The organism is Sphingobacterium detergens (assembly GCF_003610355.1).
GTDB lineage: Bacteria > Bacteroidota > Bacteroidia > Sphingobacteriales > Sphingobacteriaceae > Sphingobacterium > Sphingobacterium detergens.
In genome coordinates this window covers 282,402-308,150 of the sequence record NZ_RAPY01000005.1, presented here as the reverse complement: position 1 = coordinate 308,150, position 25,749 = coordinate 282,402, and the positions used below count along the sequence as shown (strand labels likewise).

Below are 25,749 nucleotides of genomic sequence, written 5' to 3'. Positions count from 1 at the left end.
ATAGGATAAATTGAACCGTGCAGAATAACAAGCTAATCCGATAGAAAAAAATAACGCAAAAAAAATAGTGGTAAGCTGTTAGATATCATATCTAATAACTAAATTTGCCCGATTAGTGTCAAATTGTCTGCAATTTTACTTTGGAGTCATTATTGTACAAAATCTTTAGTTGAGATAGAAAAAAAATTATGTTAAAGTTTTTAAGTAAATTATTTGGAAGTAAATCCGAAAGAGATATCAAGGGGATTCAGCCAGTTGTAGAGCAAATCAAAGCTGAATATGATAAACTTTCAAATCTAACCAATGACGAGTTACGTGCCAAGACCGCTGACTTCAAAGAAAGAATTAAAAATTACCTTGCAGATATTGACCAAGAAATAGATACGCTTAAAAAAGAGGCGGATCAAGATGAGGACGATATGGCTAAAAAGACTTCTATTTACGAGCAAGTAGACAAATTGTCTAAAGATCGTGATAAGAAGTTGGAAGAGGTATTGAAGGATATTTTACCAGAAGCATTTGCTGTGGTGAAGGAAACTTCAAGACGTTTGACAGAAAACGAAGAATTAGAAGTTACTGCCAGTGATTTTGACAGAGAATTGGCTGTCTACAAGCCAAACGTTATTATCAATGGTGATAAAGCCATTTGGAAAAACAAATGGATGGCTGCTGGTACAGAGGTAACCTGGAACATGGTACATTATGATGTACAGTTGATCGGTGGTATTGTATTACATAGCGGTAAGATTGCTGAGATGGCTACGGGTGAAGGTAAGACATTGGTCGGAACTTTGCCAACCTATCTGAACGCACTTTCTGGACAAGGGGTGCATATCGTGACCGTGAATGATTACCTTGCTCGTCGTGACTCTGAATGGAACGCCCCATTATTTGAGTTCCACGGTTTATCAGTAGATTGCATCGATAAACATCAACCAAACTCGCCACAACGTCGTAAAGCCTACCAATCGGATATCGTATATGGTACCAACAACGAATTTGGTTTCGACTATTTACGTGATAACATGGTTCAGACACCTGATGCATTGGTGCAAGGTAAATTGCATTTCGCCATGGTCGATGAGGTTGACTCGGTTTTAATTGACGATGCCCGTACACCATTGATTATTTCAGGTCCGATCCCTCGTGGTGATCAACATGAGTTCTATCAATTGAAACCACGTATTGAGCGTTTGGTACATGTTCAAAAAGCTTATATCAATACTGTATTAAATGATGCTAAAAAAGCATTGGCTGCAGGTGATTCTGATGTAGAAGGTGGTGGCCTAGCTTTATTAAGAGCTTACAGAGGTTTACCTAAAAATAAAGCCTTAATCAAATTCTTGAGTGAAGGTGCTAATCGTTCTATCTTGCAAAAAGTAGAAAACTACTATATGCAAGAGCAAAATAAAAATATGCCTAAAGTTGATGCTGAGCTTTATTTTGTCATCGATGAGAAGAACAATCAGGTTGAACTGACTGAAAAAGGTATTGAATTGATCACAGCCACAGGAGAGGATCCTTCATTCTTTATTTTACCTGATGTAGGTACTGAGATCGCGGAAATTGAAAAGTCTTCGTTGACTTTGGAAGAAAAAGCCGCTCAGAAAGAAGACATGTTACGCGATTACTCTATTAAGGCTGATCGTATCCACTCGATCAATCAATTATTGAAAGCATATACCTTATTCGAGAATGATGTAGAATATATCGTTGACGAGGGTAAAGTGAAAATTGTTGATGAGCAAACAGGCCGTATCATGGATGGTCGTCGTTACTCAGACGGTTTACACCAAGCGATCGAAGCGAAAGAAAATGTAAAAGTCGAAGATGCTACACAGACTTATGCGACGATTACATTACAAAACTACTTCCGTATGTACCACAAACTCTCGGGGATGACTGGTACAGCTTCAACAGAAGCGGGAGAGCTTTGGGAAATCTATAAATTGGATGTTGTTGAAATCCCTACGAATCGTGGCATCCAACGTCATGACCAACAAGATTTTATTTATCGTACTGCACGTGAAAAATACAATGCGGTGGCGGAAGAAATCCAACGTCTGACAGAACAAGGTCGTCCTGTATTGGTTGGTACAACATCGGTAGAAATTTCCGAATTATTGAGTCGTATGCTTCAATTACGGAAGATCAAACACAACGTCTTGAATGCGAAGTTGCACCAGAAAGAAGCCGATATCGTTGCAGAGGCTGGTCAACCGGGCCAAGTGACCATTGCTACGAATATGGCTGGTCGTGGTACCGATATTAAATTGACCGAGATCGTTAAAAACGCTGGGGGTCTTGCGATAATTGGTACTGAGCGTCATGAGTCGCGCCGTGTTGACCGTCAGTTACGTGGTCGTGCAGGTCGTCAAGGGGATCCGGGATCATCACAATTCTTTGTTTCCCTGGAAGATAACTTAATGCGTCTATTTGCTTCCGAAAGAATCTCCAATATCATGGTAAAAATGGGTGTTGAAGAAGGCGAAGTGATGCAACATAGCATGTTGACCAAATCTATCGAGCGAGCACAACGTAAGGTAGAGGAGAACAACTTCGGTATTCGTAAACGTCTATTGGAATACGATGACGTCATGAACTCCCAACGTACAGTAATCTATTCAAAACGTAAGAACGCTTTGTTTGGCGAACGTTTAGACGTGGATTTGAATAATATGATCTTTGACGTTGCTGAAGAGATTGTTGCTGAAGCCAAAGAGCAAGGTAATTTTGAAGACTTCCAAATCGAAGTAATCCGTATTTTTGCGATTACTCCGGAAATTACTGCAGAAGAGTTTGCACAAGGTAAGATTGAAGGATTGACAGATCGTCTTTTCGAGCAAGCAATTAACGCTTACCATCATAAAATTGACGCTATTGGTGCATTGACTGTTCCAGTATTGAATAATGTGTATGCAGAACGTGGTCAGATTGTTGAAAATGTCGTTATTCCATTTACAGACGGTATCCGCGGTATCCAAGTTTCAGCGAATCTGAAAAAAGCAATTGAGACCAATGGTAAAGAGGTTTTCAAATCGTTTGAAAAAGGAATTGTCTTGGCATTGATCGACGAAGCATGGAAAGAGCATTTACGTGAAATGGATGATCTAAAACAATCTGTTCAAAATGCTGTTTATGAACAAAAGGATCCGATTATTATCTATAAAATGGAGGCCTTTAACTTGTTCAAATCCATGTTGGCTGCTATGAACAAGGATGTCGTGAGCTTTATTTTCAAAGGTGAGATTCCTGGACAGGAAACAACTTCATTACAGGCTAGACAAGTAAATCAAGCTCCTGTAAAGACGATTGAAACAAAAGCAGAATTAGTTTCACCAACAGGAGTCAGTGAAGAAGATGTGAATGATGGACCGAAAGAACCTGTTCGTAACGAGAATACAGTAGGACGCAATGACGAATGTCCTTGTGGTTCAGGAAAAAAATATAAAAATTGCCACGGCGCAAATAACTAATCGATAAGAAAAGTTAAACTATGCTGAAGAGAGGATTGATTTTCATACATGCACTTGTGCTATTTACGATCGTTAATGTAAAAGCGCAAGAAAAGGGTGGAGTTATTGTAACCAAAGATTCTTTGATTACACAGCTTCAAAATTTTAGGGCTGCCATGGGAATCAATCCTGTCGAAAGCAAAATCACGACGGTTCCTTCGAAACCAGTTGTACGTTCTGCTGCAACAAGAGTCAAAGTGAGAGGCTTTCGCGTACAGATCTTTGCTGGATCTAGTCGAAATCAAGCTTTTTCGGAGCAAACTCGTTTTCGGGGAATGTATAAGGATGTTGATACCTATATCACCTATGATGAACCCAATTATCGGGTGAAGGTGGGCGACTTTAGAAGTCGTTCCGAGGCAAATGCGTTTATGCGTGAGCTACGTCAATATTTTAGTAACGTTTTCGTATTTTCAGAAAGCGTTTTTGTCTATCAATAAATCAAACAACCTCATGGCAAGTACGAAAGAAAAAGTCTTGGCCTTAGCCCATCAATATTTTGAAGATACAGTCGCTAACCGTAGACACCTTCATCAAAATCCTGAACTTTCCTTTGAAGAGTATAATACTTCGGCATTTGTAAAGGCGCAGCTGGATCAATTAGGCATCCCTTACGAAGTAAAAGCAGATACAGGTATTGTAGCACTAATTAAAGGTGAACTTCCTTCAGATGAAGTAATCGCATTACGCGGGGATATGGATGCATTACCTATTCAGGAAGTCGAAGGACGACCGTATGGGTCCAATAACCCAGGTGTCATGCACGCTTGTGGCCATGATGTACATACATCCTCGCTTTTGGGAACTGCGAAGATATTACATAGCTTGAAAGCTGAATTTGGCGGTACGGTAAAATTAATCTTCCAACCAGGCGAAGAGCGTTTGCCCGGCGGAGCATCCATTATGATCAAAGAAGGAGCACTACAAAATCCAGCACCTTCTGCAATAATAGGTCAACATGTAATGCCGTTTATTGAAGTCGGCAAAGTCGGATTTCGTGAAGGGAAATATATGGCTTCCTGTGACGAGTTATTTATGACCGTTAAAGGAAGAGGAGGGCACGGAGCACATCCACATCAGAATATTGATCCGATTGTGATCACAGCACATATTATTACAGCCTTACAACAGATAGCAAGCCGCTTTGCAGATCCGCGTACACCGACGGTTTTGTCTTTTGGCAAAATCATCGCTAACGGTGCAACAAATATTATTCCTGACCAAGTTTATCTCGAGGGTACATTCCGCACATTCGATGAGCAATGGCGTGCTGAAGCACATGAGAAGATGGTAAAAATGGCTGTCGGAATCGCTGAAAGTATGGATGCTACCTGTGATTTTGAGGTTCGCAAAGGCTATCCATTTTTGATCAATGAGCCAGAACTGACGAAGCGTGCGCGTACTTTTGCGGAGGAATATCTTGGAAAAGAGAACGTCTTGGATTTAGATCTTTGGCCTGCTGCCGAAGATTTTTCCTACTACTCACAAGAAATCAATGCTTGTTTCTACCGACTGGGCACAGGAAATAAAGCGAAAGGAATAACTTCTGCAGTTCATACACCAACCTTCGATGTTGACGAGTCCTCGTTGGAGATCAGCACAGGGCTAATGGCGTATATCACGTTGCGCAGATTAGGCTATTAGATCTTTAGTATGTCATCGCATCATATTGTTCGTGAGAACCAGGAACCTGCTCTGCTGATTGAAGACCTTTTTCTCATAGACGAAGAAGATTTGGGGCAATTGCTTGAATGGAGTCCAACAATTGTTATCGAAAACAATATGGTTGATCCATTGGACGCTAGAGGATACAAGTTTGATATTGTTTTTGCGCAGACCCAAGCGAATCAAGCACAGGAGAATTTAAAAATAATTCCATATATCGATAATTTTTTGCAATCAGCCATTGGCTATCTCATTAAACATCAGTATAAGGCGGTCAATATTATTACGGATCAAATAAGTCTTGCACACTATCAACACTATTTGGATCTGATCAATGTGGTCTTGTTAGCTAAGGGGGTACGCTACTATTTTGTCACTACAGGTTTTACAAAATGGAAAACAGAGGGTGAACAGCTAAAAATAGATTCCCAAAGTGAAGAAATCACGACAGAAGGGCTTCGAAAAATTGGTGATGATCTTTATGAAACAGTAGCGGATGGCTTATTTACCCTCAGATTTTCGAAATCAAAATATATTTTAATAGGAGAGACAATCTCATGATAACAATAGAATTAGCCGAACAGACAGATATCCGTAGCATTTCTAATATGGCACATATTATATGGCCTGACGCGTATGGAGAAATACTTTCAAAAGATCAGATTGATTTCATGCTGGAGAAAAGTTATACCATTGAGGGCTTAGCGGAAGGAATGGTCGGTGGACAGTTCTTTTATATTCTGAAGGAAGACGGTATTGGCCAAGGTTTTGTTGCATTGAAAACTCTTGCAGATAAACTTCGTATTGAAAAGCTCTATTTGATGCCCAATGTACAGGGAAAAGGTTTTGGGAAAGCATTGATTGACTTCGCTATCGAAAAAGCGAAAGTCAAAGGCAAGGATATTTTGGAACTCAATGTCAATAGAAATAACCCTGCTTACCATTTCTATTTAAAGCAGGGTTTTCAGGTTATTGAAACTGTTGATATTCCCTATTATGACTATGTGTTGAATGACTATGTCATGCAGCTGGCAATAGATCGTACAGCCAGTTCCTAGTCCTTTAATTTTTCCACACGCGAGGGAGTTTGCTTGCCTTCTACAATACCTGAAGCTCCAATCGCAATCGCTTCGATACTGGAGATAATATTTTGGACATTTAATGTAGCTACTTCATCCTTTACCGTGTGGTAATATTCATCTTTATCCATTTGGGAAGTTGAGAATGAATGTGCAGGAACACCTTTTGCGGCTAACACAGCATTATCACTTCGATAGAATAAATTTTGCTTTATATAAGGGTCTGAATAAAATTTGAACGTTGTGTTCTTTAGGTTTTCTTGCATTAATTTGCCTAAATCGGATTGATCATATCCTGTTATATAGACCGTATTGGGACCAAATTTTGAATCTTTTCCGATCATTTCCATGTTGATCATTGCTACAACCTGGTCTGCATTGATGTGATTAGAAAAATATTTTGAACCATACATGCCAAGCTCTTCTGCTGTAAATGCCACAAAAATAAGCGTCCTTTCATTATTGTTTTTCTTTTTATAGTAGTCTGCAAGTGTCAACATCGCTGTTACTCCCGAAGCATCGTCATCTGCTCCATTGGCAATCGAGTCCTGTCCGACAGCAGGTAATATGCCGATATGGTCATAATGGCCGGAGAAAATTACATATTCATTTGGTTTACTTTTTCCGGGGATAACTCCCGCAACATTAAAAAGTGGAAAGTTTTGAAGGTTCCGTTCAATATGAATGTGGAATGTTTTTGGTTTTTCTTTTGTCAGCAGATAAACTATTGAGGGTTTTTGTATACTCGAATCTTCAATAAACTTGGGATTGCTGAGCATTTGGCCAAAACGAACAAAAGAGGCTTCAAAGGATGGATCTACTAGTACAAGCGTATTTTCCTTGGATAAGGACTGTTCCCGAAAGGCTTGGGCGAAATCCGCATCCGATGTAATATTAACGATTTTAATGGGACTCTTATCATCCCATTTGAGATCCACATGGTTTCCAAGCGATATGATATGTTCGGCAGGAATTGTCTTTTTATTTATAGTTGCTGTATTGCTTTTTGGCGAGAGTTTGTCCAGTTGGAATGACTGTCGGAAAGATTCTTCCGCATAAGGTTTGAGGCCTATTTTTTTCATTTCTCCGGCGATAAAATCTGCTGCAGGCTCGATGTCTTTTGTCAAAGCCGATCGTCCACGCATATCATCCGAAGCCAAGGTATTTAAGATACGGCTCACGTCCTGACGTTGCTGTTCGGAAATTACTTGCTGTCCAAATGTCATGGAAGATAGCGCAATTAACGATAAGGCTAAAAATATTTTAGGTGCTGATTTCATAAAGTTAGTAATGTTCGGATGAAGATAATGATTTCGCCTGTAATTTTAGCGGAAATTTGTAGTGCCTTAGCATAAACCCATATCATCTTTATGCTAAAGGTCATGACTGTTGAAATGGAGATGTTAATGAGTTCCGGGAAAATATGCTTTCAATAAAACTTTCGTGGATGCTATCGAATTGGCAACAGGCACGAAAGTTCTTGATGGCCTTTGAAGAAAGACAATTCAGAAAAAAATGTAGTATATTTGGGTATAAATTATTTGACAATGAAAGAAGTATCTGTACAAGAATTAAAGAGCAAGATCGATAATAACGAAGATTTTCAATTGATTGATGTGCGTGAGTCATTTGAATATGAAGTTTCAAATTTGGACGGTTTAAATATTCCACTTTCAGGAATTTTGATCGAGTCCGATAAGATTGCGAAGGATAAACCAGTTATCGTTCAATGTCGTTCTGGAAAACGTTCAGCACAGGCAATTATGTTGTTGGAGCAACAAGGATTTGATAATCTAGCAAATTTAAAAGGCGGTATCTTGGCCTGGAAAGAGGAAATCGATCCAGAGTTAGACGTTTATTAATATGAAAAACTTGGAGCATCAGACTAAACAAGCTTTCTTGTTTAGTCTTGCTTTTTATATCGTAGCCCTATTAACTCGGCTCTTAAACTTAGGGATCTTCCCTGTATTAGGTAGTCTCTCTATTTTATTGTCCCTCTTATGGGTGATATTGGCCTTGCGGGAAATTATGCTTTCCAGGACTATTTCCAATGGTGAGCGGATGTTGATGGCACTGGCGATCGTACTGCTTAATATTATCGGCGGAATTTTCTATTTCTTTGTGTGGCGACCGCGTGTATTGGGATTAACAAAAAAGTAATATGACAAAATATTTTATACTGAATATTGTATTGAACCTAGCCATTGTATTTTTGGCGTATTGTGGATTTGAAGGGTATAAAGCCGGAAATATGTTGGTGACAGGATTGTCTATCGCATTTTTGGTTGTTCTGATTTACCTTAAGGTTGTCTTAAGCAAGCGGATAAAAGTCGTTATCCAAGAAAAGGATCGTGAAAAAAAACAGGAATATGCTGCTAAGCAAGCGAAAGGAAAAAGTAAATAAGAGCGGAGTTTCTTACTTATCATATACAAAAAGAGCAGAAAACGATAGTCTTCTGCTCTTTTTTATATCGCCTACACCTATTCTTATTTGACAAATGGAGGTTTCGTTACCTTAGCTTTAACTTTTTGATTACGGATATGGATAAAGATATCTGTACCATCTTTTGCAAATGCGGTATCTACGTAACCCAAACCTACCGATTTTTTCAATGTCGGAGATTGTGTTCCCGAAGTAACCCGACCGATTACATTGCCATCAGCATCTACGATTTCATAATCATGACGCGGAATACCTCTGTCGATCATTTCAAAACCAACTAGTTTCTTTTTAAGTCCAGCTTCTTTTTCAGCTTTAAGCGCAGCGGAGTTTACAAAGTCTTTTGTAAACTTCGTTACCCAACCTAAGCCAGCCTCTAAAGGAGAGGTATTGTCGTCGATATCATTTCCATAAAGGCAGAAACCCATTTCTAGACGTAATGTATCACGAGCACCTAATCCGATAGGTTTAATTCCGTAAGCTTTTCCGGCTTCAAAAATAGCATCCCAAACTTTCTGCGCATCTTCATTGGCAACATAAATTTCGAAACCACCTGCACCAGTATATCCGGTTGCCGATACCAATACGTTATCTACTCCCGCAAAAGTACCTTTAGCAAAGGTGTAATATTCCATTGGTGCAAGTTCGATATCTGTCAACGATTGTAAAGCATCGGCTGCTTTAGGTCCCTGAACGGCAAATAAAGAAGTCTGGTCAGAAATATTTTTCATTTCTACACCATCAGTATTGTATTTGGAAATCCAGTTCCAGTCTTTCTCAATATTGGACGCATTGACAACCAGAAAATAGGTGTTATCGTCTATACGGTATGTTAGAAAATCGTCTACAACACCGCCAGTTTCATTCGGAATATAAGCATATTGAACTTTGCCGTCATATAATTTCGATACATCGTTGGAAGAGATTTTTTGAAGAAGATCCAGGGCCTTTTCACCTTTAAGGATGAATTCGCCCATGTGGCTTACATCAAAAACTCCTACACCTGTACGAACTGTTTCGTGCTCATCATTGATACCAGTATATTGCACTGGCATGTTGAAGCCTGCGAAGGGAACCATCTTTGCTCCTAAAGCAATGTGTGTCTCCGAAAGGGCAGTATTTTTTAACATAAAAATTAAGTTTTAATCAGTTGCAAATTTAATAAAATATACGTGATTCCTAGCTTTGATTCTATTTTAGAACAAACGATTTAATTCGTTACTTTCAACGAATAGACAGTCAGCTCAGCATCTTCTGTATCAGTATCTTCGCAGAGTAAGAAAATTAAGCCGTTATCGGTTTTCTCCTTGAAGGTGATTCCCTCAAACTTGTGATTTTCGGGTATTTGAAATACTTCCGGTTTGGAAGACAGATCTGTTGATATTTTCCCAAGTAGAGATCCTGCAATCTCGCCATCGAGATAGGTCGATTTTGCATCTTCTGCAGTTGCGATAAAATAAATGTCGTCACCAACAACTGTCGCATCGGAAAAACCAGTACTGATCCCATTTAACTTGGGTAATTCAATAGGAGTATACCGATATTTATCTTCAGCCTTACTGTTATATTCTAAAACAGCATTGATGCCTTTGGGGCCATTCCCTCTATTGAAAAACAATATCCGGTCATCAATATGTACTACACCTTCTATGTTAAAGTCCTCCTTGCTTATCCCAAATTTCTGCATAAAATGCGTATAGATCTTGCTATAGTCTTCCTGTATGACCTTTTTTCCGTCCCAGATAAAGCGATTGTTTCTTTTTTCAGTTGACCCTGAGCCATAGAGATAATAACGATTGCCATCGAATGTAATAGATTCAAGGTCCATTTTATTCGCTTTGCTTATATTTTCCATGGGCTCAGCTTCCAATAAGACTGTTTTGGATAAGTGTTGCTGAGCGAGGTTATAGCTATACAGGTAATTGCTATTGTCCGAGACTATATGAAGCTCATCATTGTTGTAGACAATCCCAGATGCAGCCGCGATGCCCGATATGCTGATAAATGCTTCGAGAATTAATTTTAACATAATTCGTGTATGTTTAAGATTCCAAGGACTTTCTGGAAATCGGACTGGATTGCTGCTTTTACATGAACAGTTTCACCCGAAAGGGGATGTTTGAAGGTTAATTCAGAGGCATGTAGTAGCATGGTATCCATCTGGTAGTTCTCTTTCCAGAATTTATTTTGCTTATTACAGCCATGTGGACGGTCACCGATAATGGGATAAAAGATATGCGCAAAGTGACGTCGCAATTGATGCATGCGGCCAGTAAGTGGATTGGCTTCAACAAGACTGTAACGCGAGGTCGGGAATTTTCCGAAAGGAATATCCAGTTCACTTTTAGCTAGCAACCTGAACGATGTCTGGGCCTCCTGTATGGTGCCATTTTCTTTTTTCAATGGATAATCAATCAACCCTTCTTCAGGAGCGAAGCCTCTCAGTATGGCGAGGTACTTTTTGTCTATTTGATGTTCCTGAAAGCTTTTTTGTAAGTATTGATCCGTTTCTTTATTTAATGAAAACAGAAGGACACCTCCAGTTTTACGATCTAAGCGATGTGCCGGATATACCGTTTTCCCTAATTGATCACGTAAGAGTTGAAGGGCGAATTCGGATGTATCACGCGCAATGGATGAGCGATGCACTAATAGACCATGTGGCTTATTAATCGCTACAATGGATTCGTCTTCGTAAAGAATTTCTAAGGACATATTAGATCTTTTTCAATGCAGCAATGATTTCATCTGCTTTTTCATCAATCTTGGGACTCAACCAAATCTGTTTAAATGCACCACCACCTATGATCTGTTCTTTACCTTGCCATTTGATCTTGGTGAGGGAAAAGAGGTAGTAATTGTCCACAACAACAGAATTTTGGACAAAATCATCGACTAATTTGTTTCCAAACAATTGCATGCCCAATCCAAAAAAGGCTTGGTCTTTTGCATGAAGCTGACTTTTCAATAATTGTTCGGCTTTTGCACGTACAATTTTCTCATGTTCCTCTTTGCTTGGATTTGTCAGGATGGCCGCCAGCATGATGACAACTAGAAGTAGGGCAAATATTCTTTTTTTACTCATTTTTAATGCTAAAATTAGTGTTGATAGATCAGGTCAAAACAGCATCTATCGCTATCAAAATTATTAAATAGATATTAGATATGCACAATTGTTTTTGCATGAGGGATTTGTTGTGGACGGCGAGAGGAGTAAAAAAGGTTGGATCTTAAAAAGAAATCCCATTTAGCAGGGAAAACGCCCAGGAAAAGAAAATCCAGATCAGGTAACAAGTGCCTCCTATTAAGATAAATAATATGAATATTATTGTTAGGATAATACCTATACCAGAGCCTTTGTGTCGACCCTCATAATAGTGCTCGCGTAAAAGTTTGATATTCTTTTCATTGGCTTTGCTATAGAAATCGAAGATGTTACCTAGAAAGGGGATGCTTCCTAAGATCGCATCAAGGGTGATATTGAGCAGCATACGGATGACTAACTTGGGGCTAGCACCATTTCGCCACATGGCGATGACCAGAACCAGTGATGTGCCAAAGCCGGCGATAGCACCGCCCAAAGGAATCAGATTCAAAATTGGATCTAATCCGAACCGGAAATTGCCAATCTTGAATTGATTATCCATTAACCAAGATATTCGGTTGATCCAACCGAAATCTTGGTCTATTTGTTTCTTCTTATCTTCTGGAGATAATTCTCTATGCATGATTATAATAGTTCGAAAGAAGCGCTGATTTCGCTGGTCACTTTCATCGGTCTGATATTTAAATCAAGACCATTTCCACCAGCATCGTCTGCTGCTTCAGCCATGGCGCCTTTAAACATTGCATTACGCATCATTGGTTGAACACCAAAGATAATTTGTTGCGGTGTCTCAGAAAGCACGATCGCTTTACCAATTTTTTGTCCTGCTGCTTCGGCAAGAATTTGCGCATTCGCTTTCGCATCCAATACAGCTTTCGTTTTTAAGGTCTTTTCTAACTCTTTTTTCTTCGAATAATCATATTCACTGATGTAAGTGCTTTGAATACCAGCTTTATCAACCCCATCCAACAATTGATCTAAGTTGTTTAAGTTCGTTACTTTAATGCGGTATTGTCTAGAAAGTAAGATATCCGTATCTTTTTTCTTTTTTTCTGGTGTATTGTAACTCCAGATATTCTGGATCGTAAAATCTTCTTTTTTAACACCAGCTTTTGTTGCCGAGTCAAATAAGTCTTTTTCTAACTTGTCAATAGCAACCTTTTTCTTGGTGTTTCCATTGTCATAAAACTCTTTTAGTGTAACATCTATATAGATGATGTCTGGAGTCACTTCTTCCTCTGCGCGACCCACTGTGGATACAAATTCTTTATTTACCATTTGTTGAGCGTTTAGTTTTGTCATCAAACCTAAAAAAGCCAGTCCTAATAATATTTTTTTCATGTTTTACTATCTTAAAGTTTTATAATAATACGATTGCTATTGTCGCATTGCTACAAGATTGGAGCCAAAGTAGACAAAAAAGTTTAACGCATAAAAAAAATAAAAACGTTAAGATTTTTAATTTTATTTCTATACCTTTAGGGAAATTAATAAAATAGTGCCATGCAAGAAGGTAAAGTAAAATTCTTTAATGAGACCAAAGGTTTCGGTTTCATCATCCCTAATTCAGGCGAGAGCGAAATTTTTGTTCACGTTTCTGGATTAGTTGACAAAGTTCGTGAGAATGACAATGTATCTTACGAAGTTGAACAAGGCCGTAAAGGTCTTAATGCGGTAAATGTAAGAGTTATCTAATTAGATTCAAGATATATTTATTGTGAAAAAGCCTATGCCATCAGCATGGGCTTTTTTATTGAGCAAATGTTTTGGACTGATAATTGTATTGACATGTATCAAATATATAGTTTAACATGAAACGTACTTTAGTATTGATCCTTTCTGTTGTGGTGGCAATTTCGATGTCTGCATGTTATTCCACGCATCATGGGCATGGGCATAGGCACAAAGGTGGATCGAAGGGAATGCCCCCTGGTCAGGCAAAAAAATATTATGGAGAACAATCAGCAAAAGATTTTGCTCCTGGACAACAAAAGAAAAAGAAACATAAACATTGATCTCAGGGATTTTTCGCTTTTGCAGAAAATTCCGCAATCAACAAAAAGTGAATAAGAAAAAAGAGCTTTCATTTATTAAATGAAAGCTCTTTTTTCTTATTCAGAATAATCTATGCGAATGGATCATTATCCGGAGGAGGAGTTGAAGATGAAGTAGGTGCTTGTGAACTTCCAAATGGATCCTTTGGTTGCGAAGAGCCAAATGGATCTTGGGCTTGATTGAATGGATGACTTGCTCCATTTTCCTCCGCTTTTGGATCGGGACCGTATTGATTGGGTCCCTTGTCACCCTCAATAACCATCAGATAAATCAAGTATAAATTGACTAATGGGATAAGACCCAATAATAAAAACCAACCCGATTTATTTGTATCATGTAGTCTCCGTACTGCAACAGCGATACCTGGAATCAGTAAAGCTAAGCTTACAAGATAGGAGATGTAAGAAAATAAACTTGCGATTTGTCCGAGTATTCCGAATACAACCCCAATGATAACGTTTGCCAAAAAGAACATCCAGTACTCTTTGCGACGGGCGCGGCCGTTGAAATTTGCATAATTATCCCTTACGACTTTCAAAAACCAATCTTTAATTTCCATATAATTTTAAGATTTTTAGGTGAAAAATATGTGTTAGTAAATCAATGTTATTACAATTCTGTTACAATAAATGTACCAATAATTTATCTGATAAAACAATTATTATGGAATGCATCGTTGTTCAATTTCATTGTTGAATAAATAGGGGGATGAAAAGACCTTTTCATTTATAGTATATGTTCGTGCATCGTATTAGCGAGTGGCGGCAGGATATGGAGGTTTTGCTTGCTGTAATTTGGGATTGGGTCACAGCACTAAGCACTACCGAAAGATCTCTTCAAGTATATAAAGCGATTTTATCTCCTTGAAATTTGTGCGGTGAAGACGATAGAAATCCAGTAGCTTTTCCAATAAAAATTGTCGGTCTGTACTGGACATTTTGATATGATCACAATTTGAATATTCTGCTGTTATTAAATCCCGGAAAATTGAAGTATGCGGTTCCTGGAGCACAAGGGGGTGTTCGGGGAGACTGTTTGAAAATGTCGCCTCGTGTAGGTTAAAATAGGGCAGAGTCTGTTTGGATGCGGCCGGATAAAAGCCAAGAAAGCGTGTCAGTTTGATTAGAAATACCAAGTGAAAATTGGCCAGATTTAAATGGGTTTCATCTAACCATCGGATAGACTGATGGATGAATTCAAATAAATAAGAGTCACTCTCCTGTTCTTTCAATACTTTATACAAGATTTCATTTAAGAAGAGCGCCAGTGAGCTTTTTATAATATCGTAAGGTATTTCTTGCAATACCGGAGTCTGGCGAGCTTCCGAGATGCGCTGCAGTGAACCATTATCCTTATGTGTTGCTATAATTTCCAACAGATGTAAAGGTTGTAAGATATTGGCTTTGATTTTTGCCTTTGGCTTACGTGCGCCAGCAATGAGATAAGATTGCATGCCAAACGACTCGGTATATAATTGCGCGACGAGGCTGCTTTCCGAATAATTTGTTGTTTTTAAGACGATACCCCTAGTTTTGTTCAGCATCTTCTTCCTTATCTTTTTTATGAATATCCTCTTTATGAGCCTCTCCACGCATCTCGATAATCGCATTACGGTCCACTTTTCGAATCATTCTATAAATTAATGTAAGGAAACCAATGCTGAAGGTAATTACTCCGACGAGCATTGCTAATTTATACCAGTTGGATCGTTGTTCCATCAGGTAATAACCGAGGATAACCAATAATACACCAATGATTATTTCTCTTAGACCCTTGCGAAGATATTTGTTCATAAATGTGAATTGTTGAAAACTATTTTTCTTTACAGAGCAAATATAATACAATAAAATGCTTTATTTTTGCCCATACCATTCCTGTGTAGAACTATTTTTAAAAATAATTCCCATAATGTTGTTGCTTATCTAAAAAAAAATATAGATATTTGCAAACTCTTTGCAGAGAGTGCAAAGGATTAACATATTGTAATAAAGACAACAAAAAAGATAATATCATGTCAAGAATTTGTGATTTAACAGGCAAAGCAGCGTTAACAGGAAATAACGTTTCTCACTCAAACGTTAAAACTAAACGTAAATTCTATCCAAATTTACAAACTAAACGTTTTTACATTCCAGAAGAAGATCGTTGGATTACGTTGAAAGTATCTACTTCTGCTATCAAGACTATCAACAAGAACGGTATCACAGCTGCGATCAATAAATTTATCGTTAAAGGATCAATTTAATATTGATTTATCGCCTGTTACATTAAGATTATTCATGAATTTCAATCCTATATTAGGATCAAAATAAAGTAAAACAATGGCTAAAAAAGGAAATAGAGTACAAGTTATCTTAGAATGTACTGAACACAAAGAAAGTGGTCTTCCGGGAATGTCTCGTTACATCACTACTAAAAACAAAAAGAACACAACTGAGCGTTTAGAGTTGAAAAAATTCAACCCAGTATTGAGAAAAGTTACTGTTCATAAAGAAATTAAGTAATTCACCGATCTTAGCACTTGCAATAGAGGGCTGAGTAAAAATATTTAAAATACCATGGCAAAGAAAGCAGTTGCATCGTTACAAAAAGGTGGCGGTAAAGAATTTACAAAGGTTATTATTACTACTAAATCTGCGAAAACTGGCGCGTATACTTTCAAAGAAGGTATGATTCACAACGATAAAGTGAAAGACGCAGTTGCAGAAGCTCAAAAAAATAACTAGTAGCATTTTCCTTTTTTAAAGTTTTTCTTTAAAAAGAATTCGATAAAAATAGCCGTTTTGGTATCCTACCGAAAGGGCTTTTTTTGTTGAGGACATTTGTTTATATTTGGACATCAATTTTCACTAAACACTCCATGGGATTATTTGATTTTTTTAAGAAAAAACCACAAACACAAGAAGAAGAACAAGCCTTAGATAAAGGTTTGGAAAAAACAAAAGAAGGATTTCTTTCCAAGATAACGAAAGCTGTAGTCGGTAAATCGACTGTGGATGACGATGTGCTTGATAATCTGGAAGAGGTTTTGGTTACTTCTGATGTCGGGGTTACAACGACTTTAAAAATCATCGACCGTATACAGGCGCGTGTGGCCAGAGATAAATATGTGTCCACTTCGGAGCTGAACAATTTACTGAAAGAAGAGATTCAGACATTACTGGCAGAGAATAATAGCTCAGATTTTGAAAACTTTAATTACGGAGATCATAAACCTTATGTAATTATGGTTGTCGGGGTGAATGGTGTTGGCAAGACCACCACAATCGGTAAACTTGCCCATCAACTTAAACAGGGTGGAAGTAAAGTGGTTTTGGGGGCGGCAGATACGTTTCGTGCGGCTGCTGTAGATCAGCTTAAACTCTGGGGTGAACGTGTTGATGTGCGCGTTGTTGCACAGGCAATGGGTTCAGATCCCGCTTCGGTCGCCTATGATACCATTAAATCTGCTGTAGCGAATGGTGAAGATGTCTGTATTATTGATACTGCCGGTCGTCTACATAATAAGGTTGGTTTAATGAATGAGTTGACCAAAATTAAAAATGTCATGCAAAAAGTTGTTCCCGGCGCTCCGCATGAAATTTTATTGGTCTTAGATGCTTCAACAGGTCAGAATGCTATAGAACAATGTACGCAATTCACACAAGCGACAGATGTAAACGCTTTGGCACTGACAAAATTGGATGGAACAGCCAAAGGCGGTGTTGTTATCGGGATATCCGATCAGTTCAAAATCCCCGTGAAATACATCGGTGTGGGTGAGAAAATAGGCGATCTCCAATTATTTAACAAAAAGGAGTTTGTAGACTCACTTTTCAAATAGAATACTAAAACAATTGTCAGAAATAAGGCTTTCATTCTTTACCGGGAATGATTAATAAACAGCCGCCCTTTTTTCTCGACAAACCCTTCTAATCATATGAAGACAAAATATACGAAATCTGTCCCTTTGATCAATAAACCCCGTGTGAACGTGGTTACCTTGGGCTGTTCGAAAAATATTCACGATAGTGAAGTGCTAATGGGCCAGTTGAAAGGTAATCAGATGGAGGTGGTCCATGAAGCCTCGAATATACAGGAGAATGATATTGTTGTCATTAATACCTGCGGATTTATTGACAACGCCAAACAGGAATCTATTGATGCGATTTTGCAATATTCGGAATTAAAGGATCAAGGTAAGATCAATAAGGTGATTGTTACCGGATGTCTTTCGGAGCGTTATAAACCCGAATTGCAAGCTGAAATACCGAGTGTGGATGCCTATTTTGGGACAAATGATTTGCCTGATTTGCTAACCGCTATCGGAGCAGATTATCGTCATGAATTATTAGGCGAACGTCTATTGACGACTCCTTCACACTTTTCTTATTTTAAGATCGCGGAAGGTTGTAACCGCCCATGTTCATTCTGTGCAATACCTTTAATGCGTGGTAAGCATGTTTCCAAATCCATTGATGATTTGGTTAAAGAAGCTAAATTTTTGGCTTCAAATGGAACCAAGGAGTTGATTTTAATTGCTCAGGATTTAACCTATTATGGATTGGATATCTACGGTAAACGTAATCTTTCTGATTTGATGCGCCATTTATCAGATGTGGATGGTATCGATTGGATCCGTTTGCAGTATGCTTATCCTTCTGGTTTTCCTATGGATATTTTAGATGCAATGAATGAGCGTTCAAATATTTGTAATTATCTGGATATGCCATTGCAGCATATCTCCGACCCGATGTTGAAATCTATGCGTAGAGGTACGACCAAACAAAAGCAGGTTGATCTTGTCAATGCCATTCGCGACAAAGTACCGAATATCGCATTGCGAACAACATTAATCTGTGGATATCCAGACGAGACCGAACAAGATTTTCAGGAGATGTTGGAATGGGTAGAGGAAACCCGTTTTGACCGTTTGGGCTGTTTTACTTATTCACATGAGGAGAAGACGCATGCACATACCTTGGCGGACAATGTGCCACAAGAAGTAAAAGAAGAACGTGTTGAGGCGATTATGGAGGTTCAACAAGGCATTTCTTATGAGATCAATCAATCTAAAGTAGGTAATACCTATAAAGTGCTTGTGGATCGTGTGGACGGAGATTATTTTATCGGACGGACAGAATATGATTCCCCAGAGGTGGATAATGAGGTGCTGATTTCGGCAGCGGATTCCTATGCACGGATCGGAGATTTTGTTCAGGTAAAAATAGATCGTGCAGAGGATTTCGATCTCTATGGCGAAATTGTCAAAAAATAATACTTGATTGATCTGTGCAGATCATGAAATAATATACAGAGGAGCCTCCCAGATATGGGGAGGCTCTTTTTTTGAAATTGCTTTTTATTTGATTTGTATTTTTTCATTAAGGTATCAATAAGCTCGCTATGCCCAGGTTATTGGCCAGAAAGACTTCCGTCGATTTTCTGTGCTGTTGGTGCTTGTGAAATCATGAAGGTTTCAGTTGGACATTTGTCAATAGAATGATATAATTTAAAAGTGGAATGAGCTTTTTATTAAAAATCAGTATTTTGTCTGCTCAAACTAAATACATTTGTATATCGTACAATAAGCATATATGAAAGCAACTTATATCGAATATAGTGAGACAAACAGTTTCTCCAAAACATTGCTGGCCTATCTGGCTCATGACGAGGCACTGAAACCGTTTGTTGGACACTGGCCTACATTTGACGGTTTTGAGAAGCAATTGCACGAAAAAAGGCATTTTGGCCACCGCACCATTCTTGTGGAGCGCCTAAAAGCTCAATATGAGACTTTGTTGGAGGATTCTCCCACTGTCGCCGCAAATATAGATTTGTTGTTGCAGGAGAATACCTATACGATTACCACAGGTCATCAACTGAATATCTTTACAGGGCCCTTATACTTTATATTTAAGATCATGACAGCAATACGTCTGTCAGAAGACCTGCATGCCAAACATCCGGAAAAAAACTTTATCCCGGTATATTGGATGGCAACTGAGGACCATGATTTTGAAGAAATTAATCATACCAAGGTCTATGGGAAAAAAATAGCATGGGAGACACCTGCGGTATCCGCTACAGGGCGTATGGATACCGCTTCCATTGTTGATGCGGTAAAGCAATACACCAATATCCTTGGCCTTTCAGACAATTCTGCTAAGCTTACTCGTATTGTAGAGCAAGCTTATCTAAAACACACCAGGTTAGCTGATGCGACGCGTTATATGGTGAACGAACTTTTTAAATCCTATGGTCTTTTGATTATTGATGCAGATGATAAAGAACTGAAGGAATTATTTAAGCCGATTATCAAAACGGATATTTTATCTGAAAATAGTTTTAAGGCTATTACAGACAGATCGAAAGAATTGGAAGCGAAAGGGTTTTCTACACAGGTACATGCCCGGGAGATCAATTTCTTCTATTTGACCGATGAATTTAGAGAACGCTTGGTTCTGGCCGCAGACGGCCGATATGAGGTTCTGCATCAAAATATATATTTTACCAAGGAAGAGCTGGAAAGAGAAATAGATGCTCATCCCGAACGTTTTAGTCCAAATGTGGTGATGCGCCCCATGTATCAGGAAATTATCCTTCCTAATTTGGCCTATATTGGTGGTGGTGCTGAGATGGTCTATTGGATGCAATTAAAGTCTAATTTTGATCAGTACCAAATAGATTTCCCGATCTTAATTCCGCGAAATTCGGCCATGATTACCGAAGATAATGTGGCCGCCAAGCTTTTCCGTGTCGATCTAACCTTCAAAAGCATTTTTCGCCCTGCGGAGGTTTTGAAGAAAGAGTATGTGCGTCGTCATACCAAGGAAAGATTGAATCTGAATGATGAATGGATGGAACTGAATGCGATCTTTGGAAAGATAAGGTTACGTACACACAAAATTGATCCTAGTCTAGGACCGAGCACCGAGGCGATAAAAGCTCGATTGAAAAAGGCGATGAACAACCTAGAGAAAAAGTTGATGAAAGCCGAAAAACGAAACCATCAGCATGCATTGGCAGATATTGATAACGTAAAGGAGAAGCTCTTTCCCGGAGGAGGATTACAAGAGCGATCTGAAAATTTTGCCTTGTTGTATGTAAAATATGGTGATAACCTTTTTAGAGATCTCTATAAATACTTTAATCCCCTAGATTTCAAATTCACAATCTTATATTAAAAGTCAGTATTTTACTGACTTTTTTTATGAATATCAGGCAAGGAGGAGGAAGAAACTTTGATTTTTGCTTCGTTATTTTTTCATATAGTGTTTTATGATGCTTTGTTTATAATTTCATAATATTTCGTTTAGCTTCTGTTAATACGATCGAAGTAATTTTGTTGCCGTATTACAACCAACAACTAAATGAAAGAAATATTACTTACGACTTGTGCCATTGCGATAGGAACAGGTTTGTATGCGCAAACAACCCAAGCAGGATTTTCCGGAAAGATTACGGACGAGAATAACAAAGGGGTTCAAGGGGCTTCAGTAGAGGTTCGTAACGAGTCTACAGGTTTTACCACCAAAACATCGACCAACGCCAATGGCGATTTCAATTTTAAGGAACTTCCCCTCGGAGGACCATACATTATCAAAGTTACCTTTATTGGTTATGGCGAACAGATTCGTTCGGGCTTTACACTAAACCAGGGCGATATGATTCGCTTGAATATTCCGATTCAAAATGCATCTAACGTATTGGAAACAGTTGAGCTCACAGGAGTAAGTACATTGAAAAATAAAATTGAGAACCTTGGTGCTGCAACTGCGGTGACAGCCCGGGATATCGCAAAACTACCTGTCAATGGTCGTAACTTTACGTCTTTAATGGATCTGTCTCCGTTAAGCAAAGGCGATAATATTGGTGGCCAGTTAGGGTCTTCTACCAATTTTACGATAGATGGTATGAACGCGAAAAACCCAACCTCTGCGGGGTCGACAACAAGTCGGAGTGGTGCTCCCTATTCCATCTCTATCGAAGCCGTTCGTGAATTTAAAGTGGTGACCAACCAGTATGATGTAACCTATGGCAGAGCAGGTGGCGGAACGGTCAGTGCTGTGACCAAACAGGGAACAAATAAAACGCAAGGTAGTGCCTGGTTATATTCTCGAGCAGACTGGTTGTCCAGCCCATATGATATTCGGGGAAACAAACGGAGCAACGATTTTTCCACTTATCAATATGGCTTTACTTTGGGTGGTCCCATTATAAAAGACAAACTTCATTATTTTGTTGCCTGGGATCATCAGCAGGACTCCCGTCCTCTGATTATTGCTGATATTAACTCTGAAGCCGATGAAAAACGATTTAATGTTACAAACGCAACATTAGATGAATTTGTCAATATCGGGCGGAAAAAGTACGGATTGGGGAACGAACGCCAATATGGTGCTTTCGATAAAAAAAGAGGTTCTGACGCGATTTTTGGACGTATTGACTGGCAGATCAATGATAAAAACTTATTGACAATCCGTAATAACTTTACAAGTGATAACAATAAGCTGGGGCTGCAAGACAACAAGCCAATTACTTTATATGAATCTTACGGGAACGATAAGAATATTGATAATAGCCTATTGGCTACTTTGCGTACCACCATTTCCCCTAAGGTAACCAATGAGTTAAAAGTACAACATCTCTATACCTATCAGAAAAGTAGTCCCGGAGACCTTTTACCTGGTCAGAATATTCCACGTGCCATTGTGGAAGATGCGGTATCCAAAGTTGCTGGGGAAGATAAAAAGACCACATTGCAATTGGGAGGGCATCGTTTTGCGCAGGAATCTTTTAAAAATAATGTATTTCAGCTTGTTGATAATATCTATTACAGTACGGATAATATCAATTACACTTTTGGTGTGGACCTGATGTATACCCATGCAAATTCCATTTACGGAAGTGAGGTCAATGGTCGCTTCCACTTTAGACCAAGTGATGGAAAGACGGCTATGCAGAACTTTGACGACATGAAACCATATGCTTACTATCGTGAAGTTCCTTTGATGAGTGATCCGGCTGTGGTCGGTAAGATATTCAATGCCGGTGTGTATGGACAGTTGCAAACCAAGTTAGCGCAGGGATTAGACTTGGTTGCCGGTTTGCGGTTGGATTACGGACATTATCCGACTTCTCCTCTGAATGAAGAATTGTTAAGAGAAGTCGGTGTCCGTACAGATCATAAACTCAAGTCTTTTGTGGTGCAGCCGCGTTTCCAAATGACCTGGGATGTGAACGAAGAAAGAAAAGATTTCTTTCGAGTGGGCGCAGGTATATTTGCATCGGATATCAATAATTATATGACGATCAATAACCTTACTTTTGATGGGAAGCATTTTGCTACTGTTGATGTTCGCGGTGCGGATGTACCTACACCAAATTTTGTCGACTACAGAAAGGATCCGTCATCCACACCTACTTTAGCCCAGTTTCAGGTCCCGACCATCAATACTTATGGTCCCGATGCCAAAATTCCAGTCGTGTATAAGGCTAATGTATCTTATACACACTTTTTCACAGAAAAGCTGAAGGCAAGTCTTTCCGGATATATGAATTTGGGACGCAACAATTATATGTATGTCGACCGTAATATGGTGAAAGATCCTTTCTTTAGGCTTGCAAATGAAGATAATAGAGGCGTATTCGTTCCTGCCGCATCCATCGTCGATGGAGCTCCGGATTGGAAAAAAGGAAGGATTTCCGATAAGTTTGGTCGAGTTTTAGAATTGAATTCTGAGGGGAAAGTCAACCAATTTGCTGTCGTATTTGATGCAAGTTATCAGTATTACAAGGATGGAACGATATCGGTTAGCTATACTTGGAATGATGCGAAAGACAATACCTCCTTCAACGGAAATGTAGCCAATACGGCGACCTTATCCTTAGCTGTGAAAGATGATCCTCGTGATTTGAGCAAGATGAGCTATTCGAACAATCAATTCCGTAATAAGATTGTTATTTACGGAACTTTGCCAACGTTTTATGGTGTCAGTGTCGGCGTTCGCTACTCAGGTATCGGAGGTACACGGTATAGTTTGCTCGCCGGCGGAAATATCAATGGAGACTTTGTTGCCGGAGACAATGATCTGGCCTATATTTTTGACCCGAATAATTCCAATACTTCAAAACAGCTGGTCACCGGGCTGAATAATCTGTTGAATAACCCAGAAGCGAGTCAGAGCCTTAAAGATTATATTAAGAAATATCAGGGTAAATTAGCAGAACGTAATGGCGGAGTGAATGGTTTTTATGGTTTGATTGACCTTCGGATTGCTAAAAAATTCAATTTATATAAAAACCATGCTCTGGAAATATCAGGGGACCTTTTCAACGTTGCCAACTTGTTTAAGAAAACTTGGGGTGTAAATGAGTCTCTAGGCAATCAAAATCTGTATGCTTTAGGCGGGAAAGATGCTGCCGGGGAAAAGTTGATCCCCTTTGATATTGCAAAGCAACAGTTTAATTACAATGTAAACAATTCAGGTATCGTTACTCCTTCTGGTAACCCATACCAATTCCAGCTGGGATTACGTTATTCTTTTTAATATGTTTTAGAAAAAGGATAAGGAGCTGTTTCAAACGTCGATTTTGATAAATGGCTCAAAATAAAACGTTAAAAATTCATTAAATCAAATGGGAAAGGACCAAAATTCAGTAAGAATTTGGTCCTTTCCCATTTGATTATCTATAGAAGTGATGAATGTTTAAGCATTCATCACCTTTTCTTTTGGCAGGAATACCTCAGCCATCATATGACGGACACTGCCTCCACCACAGGTTTCAATGACATGTAAATCTTGATGAATGATTTTGCCATGTTTTTCCAATTGTGCCGTTTGGTACAGTGTCAATGAGGACAAAGCTTTATCACTTAGGACAATAAAGCGATTTCCATATTTATTTCTCACCTGAAGGCAATTTGCCGCAAAATTTTCCAGTTGATTTTCGTTGATCTCGATGATTTCCTTACCTGTTTCTTTTAATTTCTTTAGTAGTGCATCACGCTCAGATGCATTATCAATCGCAGTGGGGCATAAAATTGCAAAATCTTCTCCCACAGCCAATACCACGTTGGTATGATAGATAGGTCTACGTTCACCATGGACTGTCTGAAATGCATGAAAGACAACAGGGGTGTAATTTTCCGTTTTACAGTACTCGTCCAACATGGCTCGATCTGCTCGTTCAGACAGGGCACAATAAGCAATACGATGTGTACGATCTAGTACAAGAGCACCTGTTCCTTCTAAATATTGTCGATTATTTTCGGACTCGCTGAGGTCTTTAATCAACTTTACATAATAACCATTTTGCTTCAATGGCCCCTCAAAGTCTAATAAATGTTCTTTTCGACGGTTGGGGGCAAACATCGGATAAAAGATAATTTTACCATCCTGATGGAAAGAGACAATATTGTTCGGAAATATACTGTCTGGGCTTTCGGATTTTTCATCGTCTTGAATGACGGTCACTAAAATACCATGTGATTTCAATTCGTTGACAAGGGCATCAAATTCACCTTGTGCTTCTCTATTTACGTCTTCGCCGCTTAGATTTTCAATATCCTTTTGGAAAAAATTATTGACTGCGGTCTGTTCATTTTTGCGGAAGACAGAGGGTCTTACTAGAAGTACGCTGTCTGTTACCTGTTTTCTCATGATTTATAATCGTTACTTCGCTGGTTTATATTTGTTAAAAAAGAAATGATATTCTTACTTGTATGAGTCCTATTGTAGGAAAGAGAAAATACCTGTTCGCGATATTTTAAGCGAATCAGCGTATCCCAGAATATGCCTGACATTCGTTTTGAATAATTTCGTTGTGTCAGCAATCACTTTACAATTGGTACTTATACTAATGTATCGAAAAATCAGCGCCATTGCAAAAAGAATATCTTTAAAA

The 25,749-nt window shown here is 38.7% G+C and carries 28 protein-coding genes; 17 read left to right on the top strand and 11 right to left on the bottom strand.

What is annotated here, in order from left to right; all coding sequences use genetic code 11:
- The first annotated feature begins 188 nt into the window (after positions 1-188).
- Genes secA through DFQ12_RS22235 form a run of 5 tightly spaced genes read left to right on the top strand, consistent with a single transcriptional unit; the run spans position 189 to position 6,238 of the window.
- Positions 189-3,476, top strand: a complete 3,288-nt coding sequence (gene secA / locus DFQ12_RS22255; RefSeq protein ID WP_120261267.1) for a preprotein translocase subunit SecA — start codon at positions 189-191, stop codon at positions 3,474-3,476.
- 20 nt (positions 3,477-3,496) lie between these two features.
- Positions 3,497-3,955, top strand: a complete 459-nt coding sequence (locus tag DFQ12_RS22250; protein ID WP_120261266.1) for an SPOR domain-containing protein — start codon at positions 3,497-3,499, stop codon at positions 3,953-3,955.
- A gap of 13 nt (positions 3,956-3,968) precedes the next feature.
- On the top strand, positions 3,969-5,159 hold the full coding sequence (locus tag DFQ12_RS22245; protein WP_120261265.1) for a M20 metallopeptidase family protein: 1,191 nt from the start codon (positions 3,969-3,971) through the stop codon (positions 5,157-5,159).
- Positions 5,160-5,168: 9 nt separating this feature from the next.
- A complete protein-coding gene (locus DFQ12_RS22240; protein WP_120261264.1) occupies positions 5,169-5,741 on the top strand; it encodes a thiamine diphosphokinase in 573 nt (190 codons plus the stop codon).
- Positions 5,738-6,238, top strand: a complete 501-nt coding sequence (locus tag DFQ12_RS22235; protein WP_120261263.1) for a GNAT family N-acetyltransferase — start codon at positions 5,738-5,740, stop codon at positions 6,236-6,238. Before DFQ12_RS22240 ends, DFQ12_RS22235 begins: the two co-directional genes overlap by 4 nt.
- Here DFQ12_RS22235 and DFQ12_RS22230 read toward each other — a convergent pair.
- Positions 6,235-7,539 carry a M20/M25/M40 family metallo-hydrolase gene (locus tag DFQ12_RS22230; protein ID WP_120261262.1) on the bottom strand — a complete coding sequence of 435 codons (1,305 nt, stop codon included), beginning with the start codon at positions 7,537-7,539 and terminating at the stop codon, positions 6,235-6,237. The two genes, DFQ12_RS22235 and DFQ12_RS22230, sit on opposite strands and share 4 nt — an antisense overlap.
- Positions 7,540-7,806: 267 nt before the next feature.
- On the opposite strand from DFQ12_RS22230, the gene DFQ12_RS22225 reads away from it, so the two are divergent.
- From DFQ12_RS22225 to DFQ12_RS22215, 3 genes are read left to right on the top strand one after another with little or no spacing between them, the layout of a single operon-like run.
- Entirely contained in the window at positions 7,807-8,121 is a 315-nt protein-coding gene (locus tag DFQ12_RS22225) for a rhodanese-like domain-containing protein (RefSeq protein ID WP_120261261.1), read from the top strand.
- 1 nt (position 8,122) lies between these two features.
- Positions 8,123-8,419, top strand: a complete 297-nt coding sequence (locus DFQ12_RS22220) for a PLDc N-terminal domain-containing protein (protein ID WP_120261260.1) — start codon at positions 8,123-8,125, stop codon at positions 8,417-8,419.
- Position 8,420: 1 nt separating this feature from the next.
- Positions 8,421-8,663 (top strand): DUF6358 family protein, encoded by a 243-nt coding sequence (locus DFQ12_RS22215; protein ID WP_120261259.1) that lies wholly within the window; start codon positions 8,421-8,423, stop codon positions 8,661-8,663.
- A gap of 83 nt (positions 8,664-8,746) precedes the next feature.
- Here DFQ12_RS22215 and gcvT read toward each other — a convergent pair whose 3' ends face one another.
- From gcvT to DFQ12_RS22185, 6 genes are all read right to left on the bottom strand, one after another.
- Positions 8,747-9,829: a glycine cleavage system aminomethyltransferase GcvT gene (gene gcvT / locus DFQ12_RS22210; protein ID WP_120261258.1), complete on the bottom strand. Its 1,083-nt coding sequence runs from the start codon at positions 9,827-9,829 to the stop codon at positions 8,747-8,749.
- Between the two features lie 80 nt (positions 9,830-9,909).
- Positions 9,910-10,728, bottom strand: a complete 819-nt coding sequence (locus DFQ12_RS22205) for a DUF6929 family protein (protein ID WP_120261257.1) — start codon at positions 10,726-10,728, stop codon at positions 9,910-9,912.
- A complete protein-coding gene (locus DFQ12_RS22200) occupies positions 10,722-11,414 on the bottom strand; it encodes a pseudouridine synthase (RefSeq protein WP_120261256.1) in 693 nt (230 codons plus the stop codon). The genes DFQ12_RS22205 and DFQ12_RS22200 overlap by 7 nt, the downstream gene beginning before the upstream one ends.
- Position 11,415: 1 nt before the next feature.
- Positions 11,416-11,784 carry a DUF4359 domain-containing protein gene (locus DFQ12_RS22195; RefSeq protein WP_120261255.1) on the bottom strand — a complete coding sequence of 123 codons (369 nt, stop codon included), beginning with the start codon at positions 11,782-11,784 and terminating at the stop codon, positions 11,416-11,418.
- 145 nt (positions 11,785-11,929) lie between these two features.
- A complete protein-coding gene (locus tag DFQ12_RS22190) occupies positions 11,930-12,427 on the bottom strand; it encodes a DUF4112 domain-containing protein (RefSeq protein ID WP_120261254.1) in 498 nt (165 codons plus the stop codon).
- Positions 12,428-12,429: 2 nt separating this feature from the next.
- Positions 12,430-13,146 (bottom strand): SIMPL domain-containing protein, encoded by a 717-nt coding sequence (locus tag DFQ12_RS22185; protein WP_120261253.1) that lies wholly within the window; start codon positions 13,144-13,146, stop codon positions 12,430-12,432.
- 162 nt (positions 13,147-13,308) lie between these two features.
- Here DFQ12_RS22185 and DFQ12_RS22180 point away from each other — a divergent pair, with 162 nt between their 5' ends.
- Both DFQ12_RS22180 and DFQ12_RS22175 read left to right on the top strand, forming a co-directional pair.
- Positions 13,309-13,500, top strand: a complete 192-nt coding sequence (locus DFQ12_RS22180; protein ID WP_046672593.1) for a cold-shock protein — start codon at positions 13,309-13,311, stop codon at positions 13,498-13,500.
- 116 nt (positions 13,501-13,616) lie between these two features.
- Positions 13,617-13,820 (top strand): quinol oxidase subunit 4, encoded by a 204-nt coding sequence (locus tag DFQ12_RS22175; protein ID WP_120261252.1) that lies wholly within the window; start codon positions 13,617-13,619, stop codon positions 13,818-13,820.
- A gap of 110 nt (positions 13,821-13,930) precedes the next feature.
- Here the strand turns inward: DFQ12_RS22175 and DFQ12_RS22170 are convergent, their stop codons facing one another.
- The 3 genes from DFQ12_RS22170 to DFQ12_RS22160 form a co-directional block, all read right to left on the bottom strand.
- Complete coding sequence (locus DFQ12_RS22170; RefSeq protein WP_120261251.1) at positions 13,931-14,419, bottom strand: DUF805 domain-containing protein; 489 nt, start codon at positions 14,417-14,419, stop codon at positions 13,931-13,933.
- A 261-nt stretch (positions 14,420-14,680) separates the two neighbouring features.
- Entirely contained in the window at positions 14,681-15,403 is a 723-nt protein-coding gene (gene recO, locus DFQ12_RS22165) for a DNA repair protein RecO (RefSeq protein WP_120261250.1), read from the bottom strand.
- Complete coding sequence (locus tag DFQ12_RS22160) at positions 15,387-15,653, bottom strand: signal peptidase (protein ID WP_120261249.1); 267 nt, start codon at positions 15,651-15,653, stop codon at positions 15,387-15,389. The genes recO and DFQ12_RS22160 overlap by 17 nt, the downstream gene beginning before the upstream one ends.
- 218 nt (positions 15,654-15,871) lie before the next feature.
- On the opposite strand from DFQ12_RS22160, the gene rpmB reads away from it, so the two are divergent.
- The 7 genes from rpmB (at position 15,872) to DFQ12_RS22125 (ending at position 24,392) form a co-directional block, all read left to right on the top strand.
- Entirely contained in the window at positions 15,872-16,105 is a 234-nt protein-coding gene (gene rpmB, locus DFQ12_RS22155; protein WP_046672597.1) for a 50S ribosomal protein L28, read from the top strand.
- A 76-nt stretch (positions 16,106-16,181) separates the two neighbouring features.
- On the top strand, positions 16,182-16,364 hold the full coding sequence (rpmG, locus tag DFQ12_RS22150; protein WP_002998409.1) for a 50S ribosomal protein L33: 183 nt from the start codon (positions 16,182-16,184) through the stop codon (positions 16,362-16,364).
- 54 nt (positions 16,365-16,418) lie between these two features.
- Positions 16,419-16,586 carry a DUF4295 domain-containing protein gene (locus tag DFQ12_RS22145; protein WP_120261248.1) on the top strand — a complete coding sequence of 56 codons (168 nt, stop codon included), beginning with the start codon at positions 16,419-16,421 and terminating at the stop codon, positions 16,584-16,586.
- 134 nt (positions 16,587-16,720) lie between these two features.
- Entirely contained in the window at positions 16,721-17,683 is a 963-nt protein-coding gene (gene ftsY / locus DFQ12_RS22140; protein WP_120261247.1) for a signal recognition particle-docking protein FtsY, read from the top strand.
- Between the two features lie 96 nt (positions 17,684-17,779).
- A complete protein-coding gene (gene rimO / locus DFQ12_RS22135) occupies positions 17,780-19,117 on the top strand; it encodes a 30S ribosomal protein S12 methylthiotransferase RimO (protein ID WP_120261246.1) in 1,338 nt (445 codons plus the stop codon).
- Positions 19,118-19,436: 319 nt separating this feature from the next.
- Entirely contained in the window at positions 19,437-21,026 is a 1,590-nt protein-coding gene (bshC, locus tag DFQ12_RS22130) for a bacillithiol biosynthesis cysteine-adding enzyme BshC (protein WP_120261245.1), read from the top strand.
- 186 nt (positions 21,027-21,212) lie between these two features.
- Positions 21,213-24,392, top strand: coding sequence for a TonB-dependent receptor (locus DFQ12_RS22125; protein ID WP_120261244.1), 3,180 nt, complete (start codon positions 21,213-21,215; stop codon positions 24,390-24,392).
- 159 nt (positions 24,393-24,551) lie between these two features.
- On the opposite strand, the gene ctlX is transcribed toward DFQ12_RS22125, so the two are convergent.
- Positions 24,552-25,505, bottom strand: a complete 954-nt coding sequence (gene ctlX / locus DFQ12_RS22120) for a citrulline utilization hydrolase CtlX (protein ID WP_120261243.1) — start codon at positions 25,503-25,505, stop codon at positions 24,552-24,554.
- Positions 25,506-25,749: the final 244 nt, after the last annotated feature.

What these genes read in the sequence shown, in the direction of transcription:
- DFQ12_RS22245 (WP_120261265.1), top strand. Translation starts at nt 3,969, where the DNA reads ATGGCAAGTACGAAAGAAAAAGTCTTGGCCTTAGCCCATCAATATTTT.
- recO (WP_120261250.1), bottom strand. Translation starts at nt 15,403, where the DNA reads ATGCTGAACAAAACTAGGGGTATCGTCTTAAAAACAACAAATTATTCG.
- DFQ12_RS22125 (WP_120261244.1), top strand. Translation starts at nt 21,213, where the DNA reads ATGAAAGAAATATTACTTACGACTTGTGCCATTGCGATAGGAACAGGT.
- DFQ12_RS22200 (WP_120261256.1), bottom strand. Translation starts at nt 11,414, where the DNA reads ATGTCCTTAGAAATTCTTTACGAAGACGAATCCATTGTAGCGATTAAT.
- DFQ12_RS22195 (WP_120261255.1), bottom strand. Translation starts at nt 11,784, where the DNA reads ATGAGTAAAAAAAGAATATTTGCCCTACTTCTAGTTGTCATCATGCTG.
- DFQ12_RS22230 (WP_120261262.1), bottom strand. Translation starts at nt 7,539, where the DNA reads ATGAAATCAGCACCTAAAATATTTTTAGCCTTATCGTTAATTGCGCTA.
- ctlX (WP_120261243.1), bottom strand. Translation starts at nt 25,505, where the DNA reads ATGAGAAAACAGGTAACAGACAGCGTACTTCTAGTAAGACCCTCTGTC.
- rimO (WP_120261246.1), top strand. Translation starts at nt 17,780, where the DNA reads ATGAAGACAAAATATACGAAATCTGTCCCTTTGATCAATAAACCCCGT.
- ftsY (WP_120261247.1), top strand. Translation starts at nt 16,721, where the DNA reads ATGGGATTATTTGATTTTTTTAAGAAAAAACCACAAACACAAGAAGAA.
- DFQ12_RS22220 (WP_120261260.1), top strand. Translation starts at nt 8,123, where the DNA reads ATGAAAAACTTGGAGCATCAGACTAAACAAGCTTTCTTGTTTAGTCTT.
- DFQ12_RS22145 (WP_120261248.1), top strand. Translation starts at nt 16,419, where the DNA reads ATGGCAAAGAAAGCAGTTGCATCGTTACAAAAAGGTGGCGGTAAAGAA.
- DFQ12_RS22190 (WP_120261254.1), bottom strand. Translation starts at nt 12,427, where the DNA reads ATGCATAGAGAATTATCTCCAGAAGATAAGAAGAAACAAATAGACCAA.
- DFQ12_RS22185 (WP_120261253.1), bottom strand. Translation starts at nt 13,146, where the DNA reads ATGAAAAAAATATTATTAGGACTGGCTTTTTTAGGTTTGATGACAAAA.
- DFQ12_RS22240 (WP_120261264.1), top strand. Translation starts at nt 5,169, where the DNA reads ATGTCATCGCATCATATTGTTCGTGAGAACCAGGAACCTGCTCTGCTG.
- DFQ12_RS22160 (WP_120261249.1), bottom strand. Translation starts at nt 15,653, where the DNA reads ATGAACAAATATCTTCGCAAGGGTCTAAGAGAAATAATCATTGGTGTA.
- DFQ12_RS22175 (WP_120261252.1), top strand. Translation starts at nt 13,617, where the DNA reads ATGAAACGTACTTTAGTATTGATCCTTTCTGTTGTGGTGGCAATTTCG.
- DFQ12_RS22170 (WP_120261251.1), bottom strand. Translation starts at nt 14,419, where the DNA reads ATGGAAATTAAAGATTGGTTTTTGAAAGTCGTAAGGGATAATTATGCA.
- DFQ12_RS22205 (WP_120261257.1), bottom strand. Translation starts at nt 10,728, where the DNA reads ATGTTAAAATTAATTCTCGAAGCATTTATCAGCATATCGGGCATCGCG.
- DFQ12_RS22225 (WP_120261261.1), top strand. Translation starts at nt 7,807, where the DNA reads ATGAAAGAAGTATCTGTACAAGAATTAAAGAGCAAGATCGATAATAAC.
- secA (WP_120261267.1), top strand. Translation starts at nt 189, where the DNA reads ATGTTAAAGTTTTTAAGTAAATTATTTGGAAGTAAATCCGAAAGAGAT.
- DFQ12_RS22180 (WP_046672593.1), top strand. Translation starts at nt 13,309, where the DNA reads ATGCAAGAAGGTAAAGTAAAATTCTTTAATGAGACCAAAGGTTTCGGT.
- DFQ12_RS22250 (WP_120261266.1), top strand. Translation starts at nt 3,497, where the DNA reads ATGCTGAAGAGAGGATTGATTTTCATACATGCACTTGTGCTATTTACG.
- rpmB (WP_046672597.1), top strand. Translation starts at nt 15,872, where the DNA reads ATGTCAAGAATTTGTGATTTAACAGGCAAAGCAGCGTTAACAGGAAAT.
- DFQ12_RS22215 (WP_120261259.1), top strand. Translation starts at nt 8,421, where the DNA reads ATGACAAAATATTTTATACTGAATATTGTATTGAACCTAGCCATTGTA.
- bshC (WP_120261245.1), top strand. Translation starts at nt 19,437, where the DNA reads ATGAAAGCAACTTATATCGAATATAGTGAGACAAACAGTTTCTCCAAA.
- DFQ12_RS22235 (WP_120261263.1), top strand. Translation starts at nt 5,738, where the DNA reads ATGATAACAATAGAATTAGCCGAACAGACAGATATCCGTAGCATTTCT.
- rpmG (WP_002998409.1), top strand. Translation starts at nt 16,182, where the DNA reads ATGGCTAAAAAAGGAAATAGAGTACAAGTTATCTTAGAATGTACTGAA.
- gcvT (WP_120261258.1), bottom strand. Translation starts at nt 9,829, where the DNA reads ATGTTAAAAAATACTGCCCTTTCGGAGACACACATTGCTTTAGGAGCA.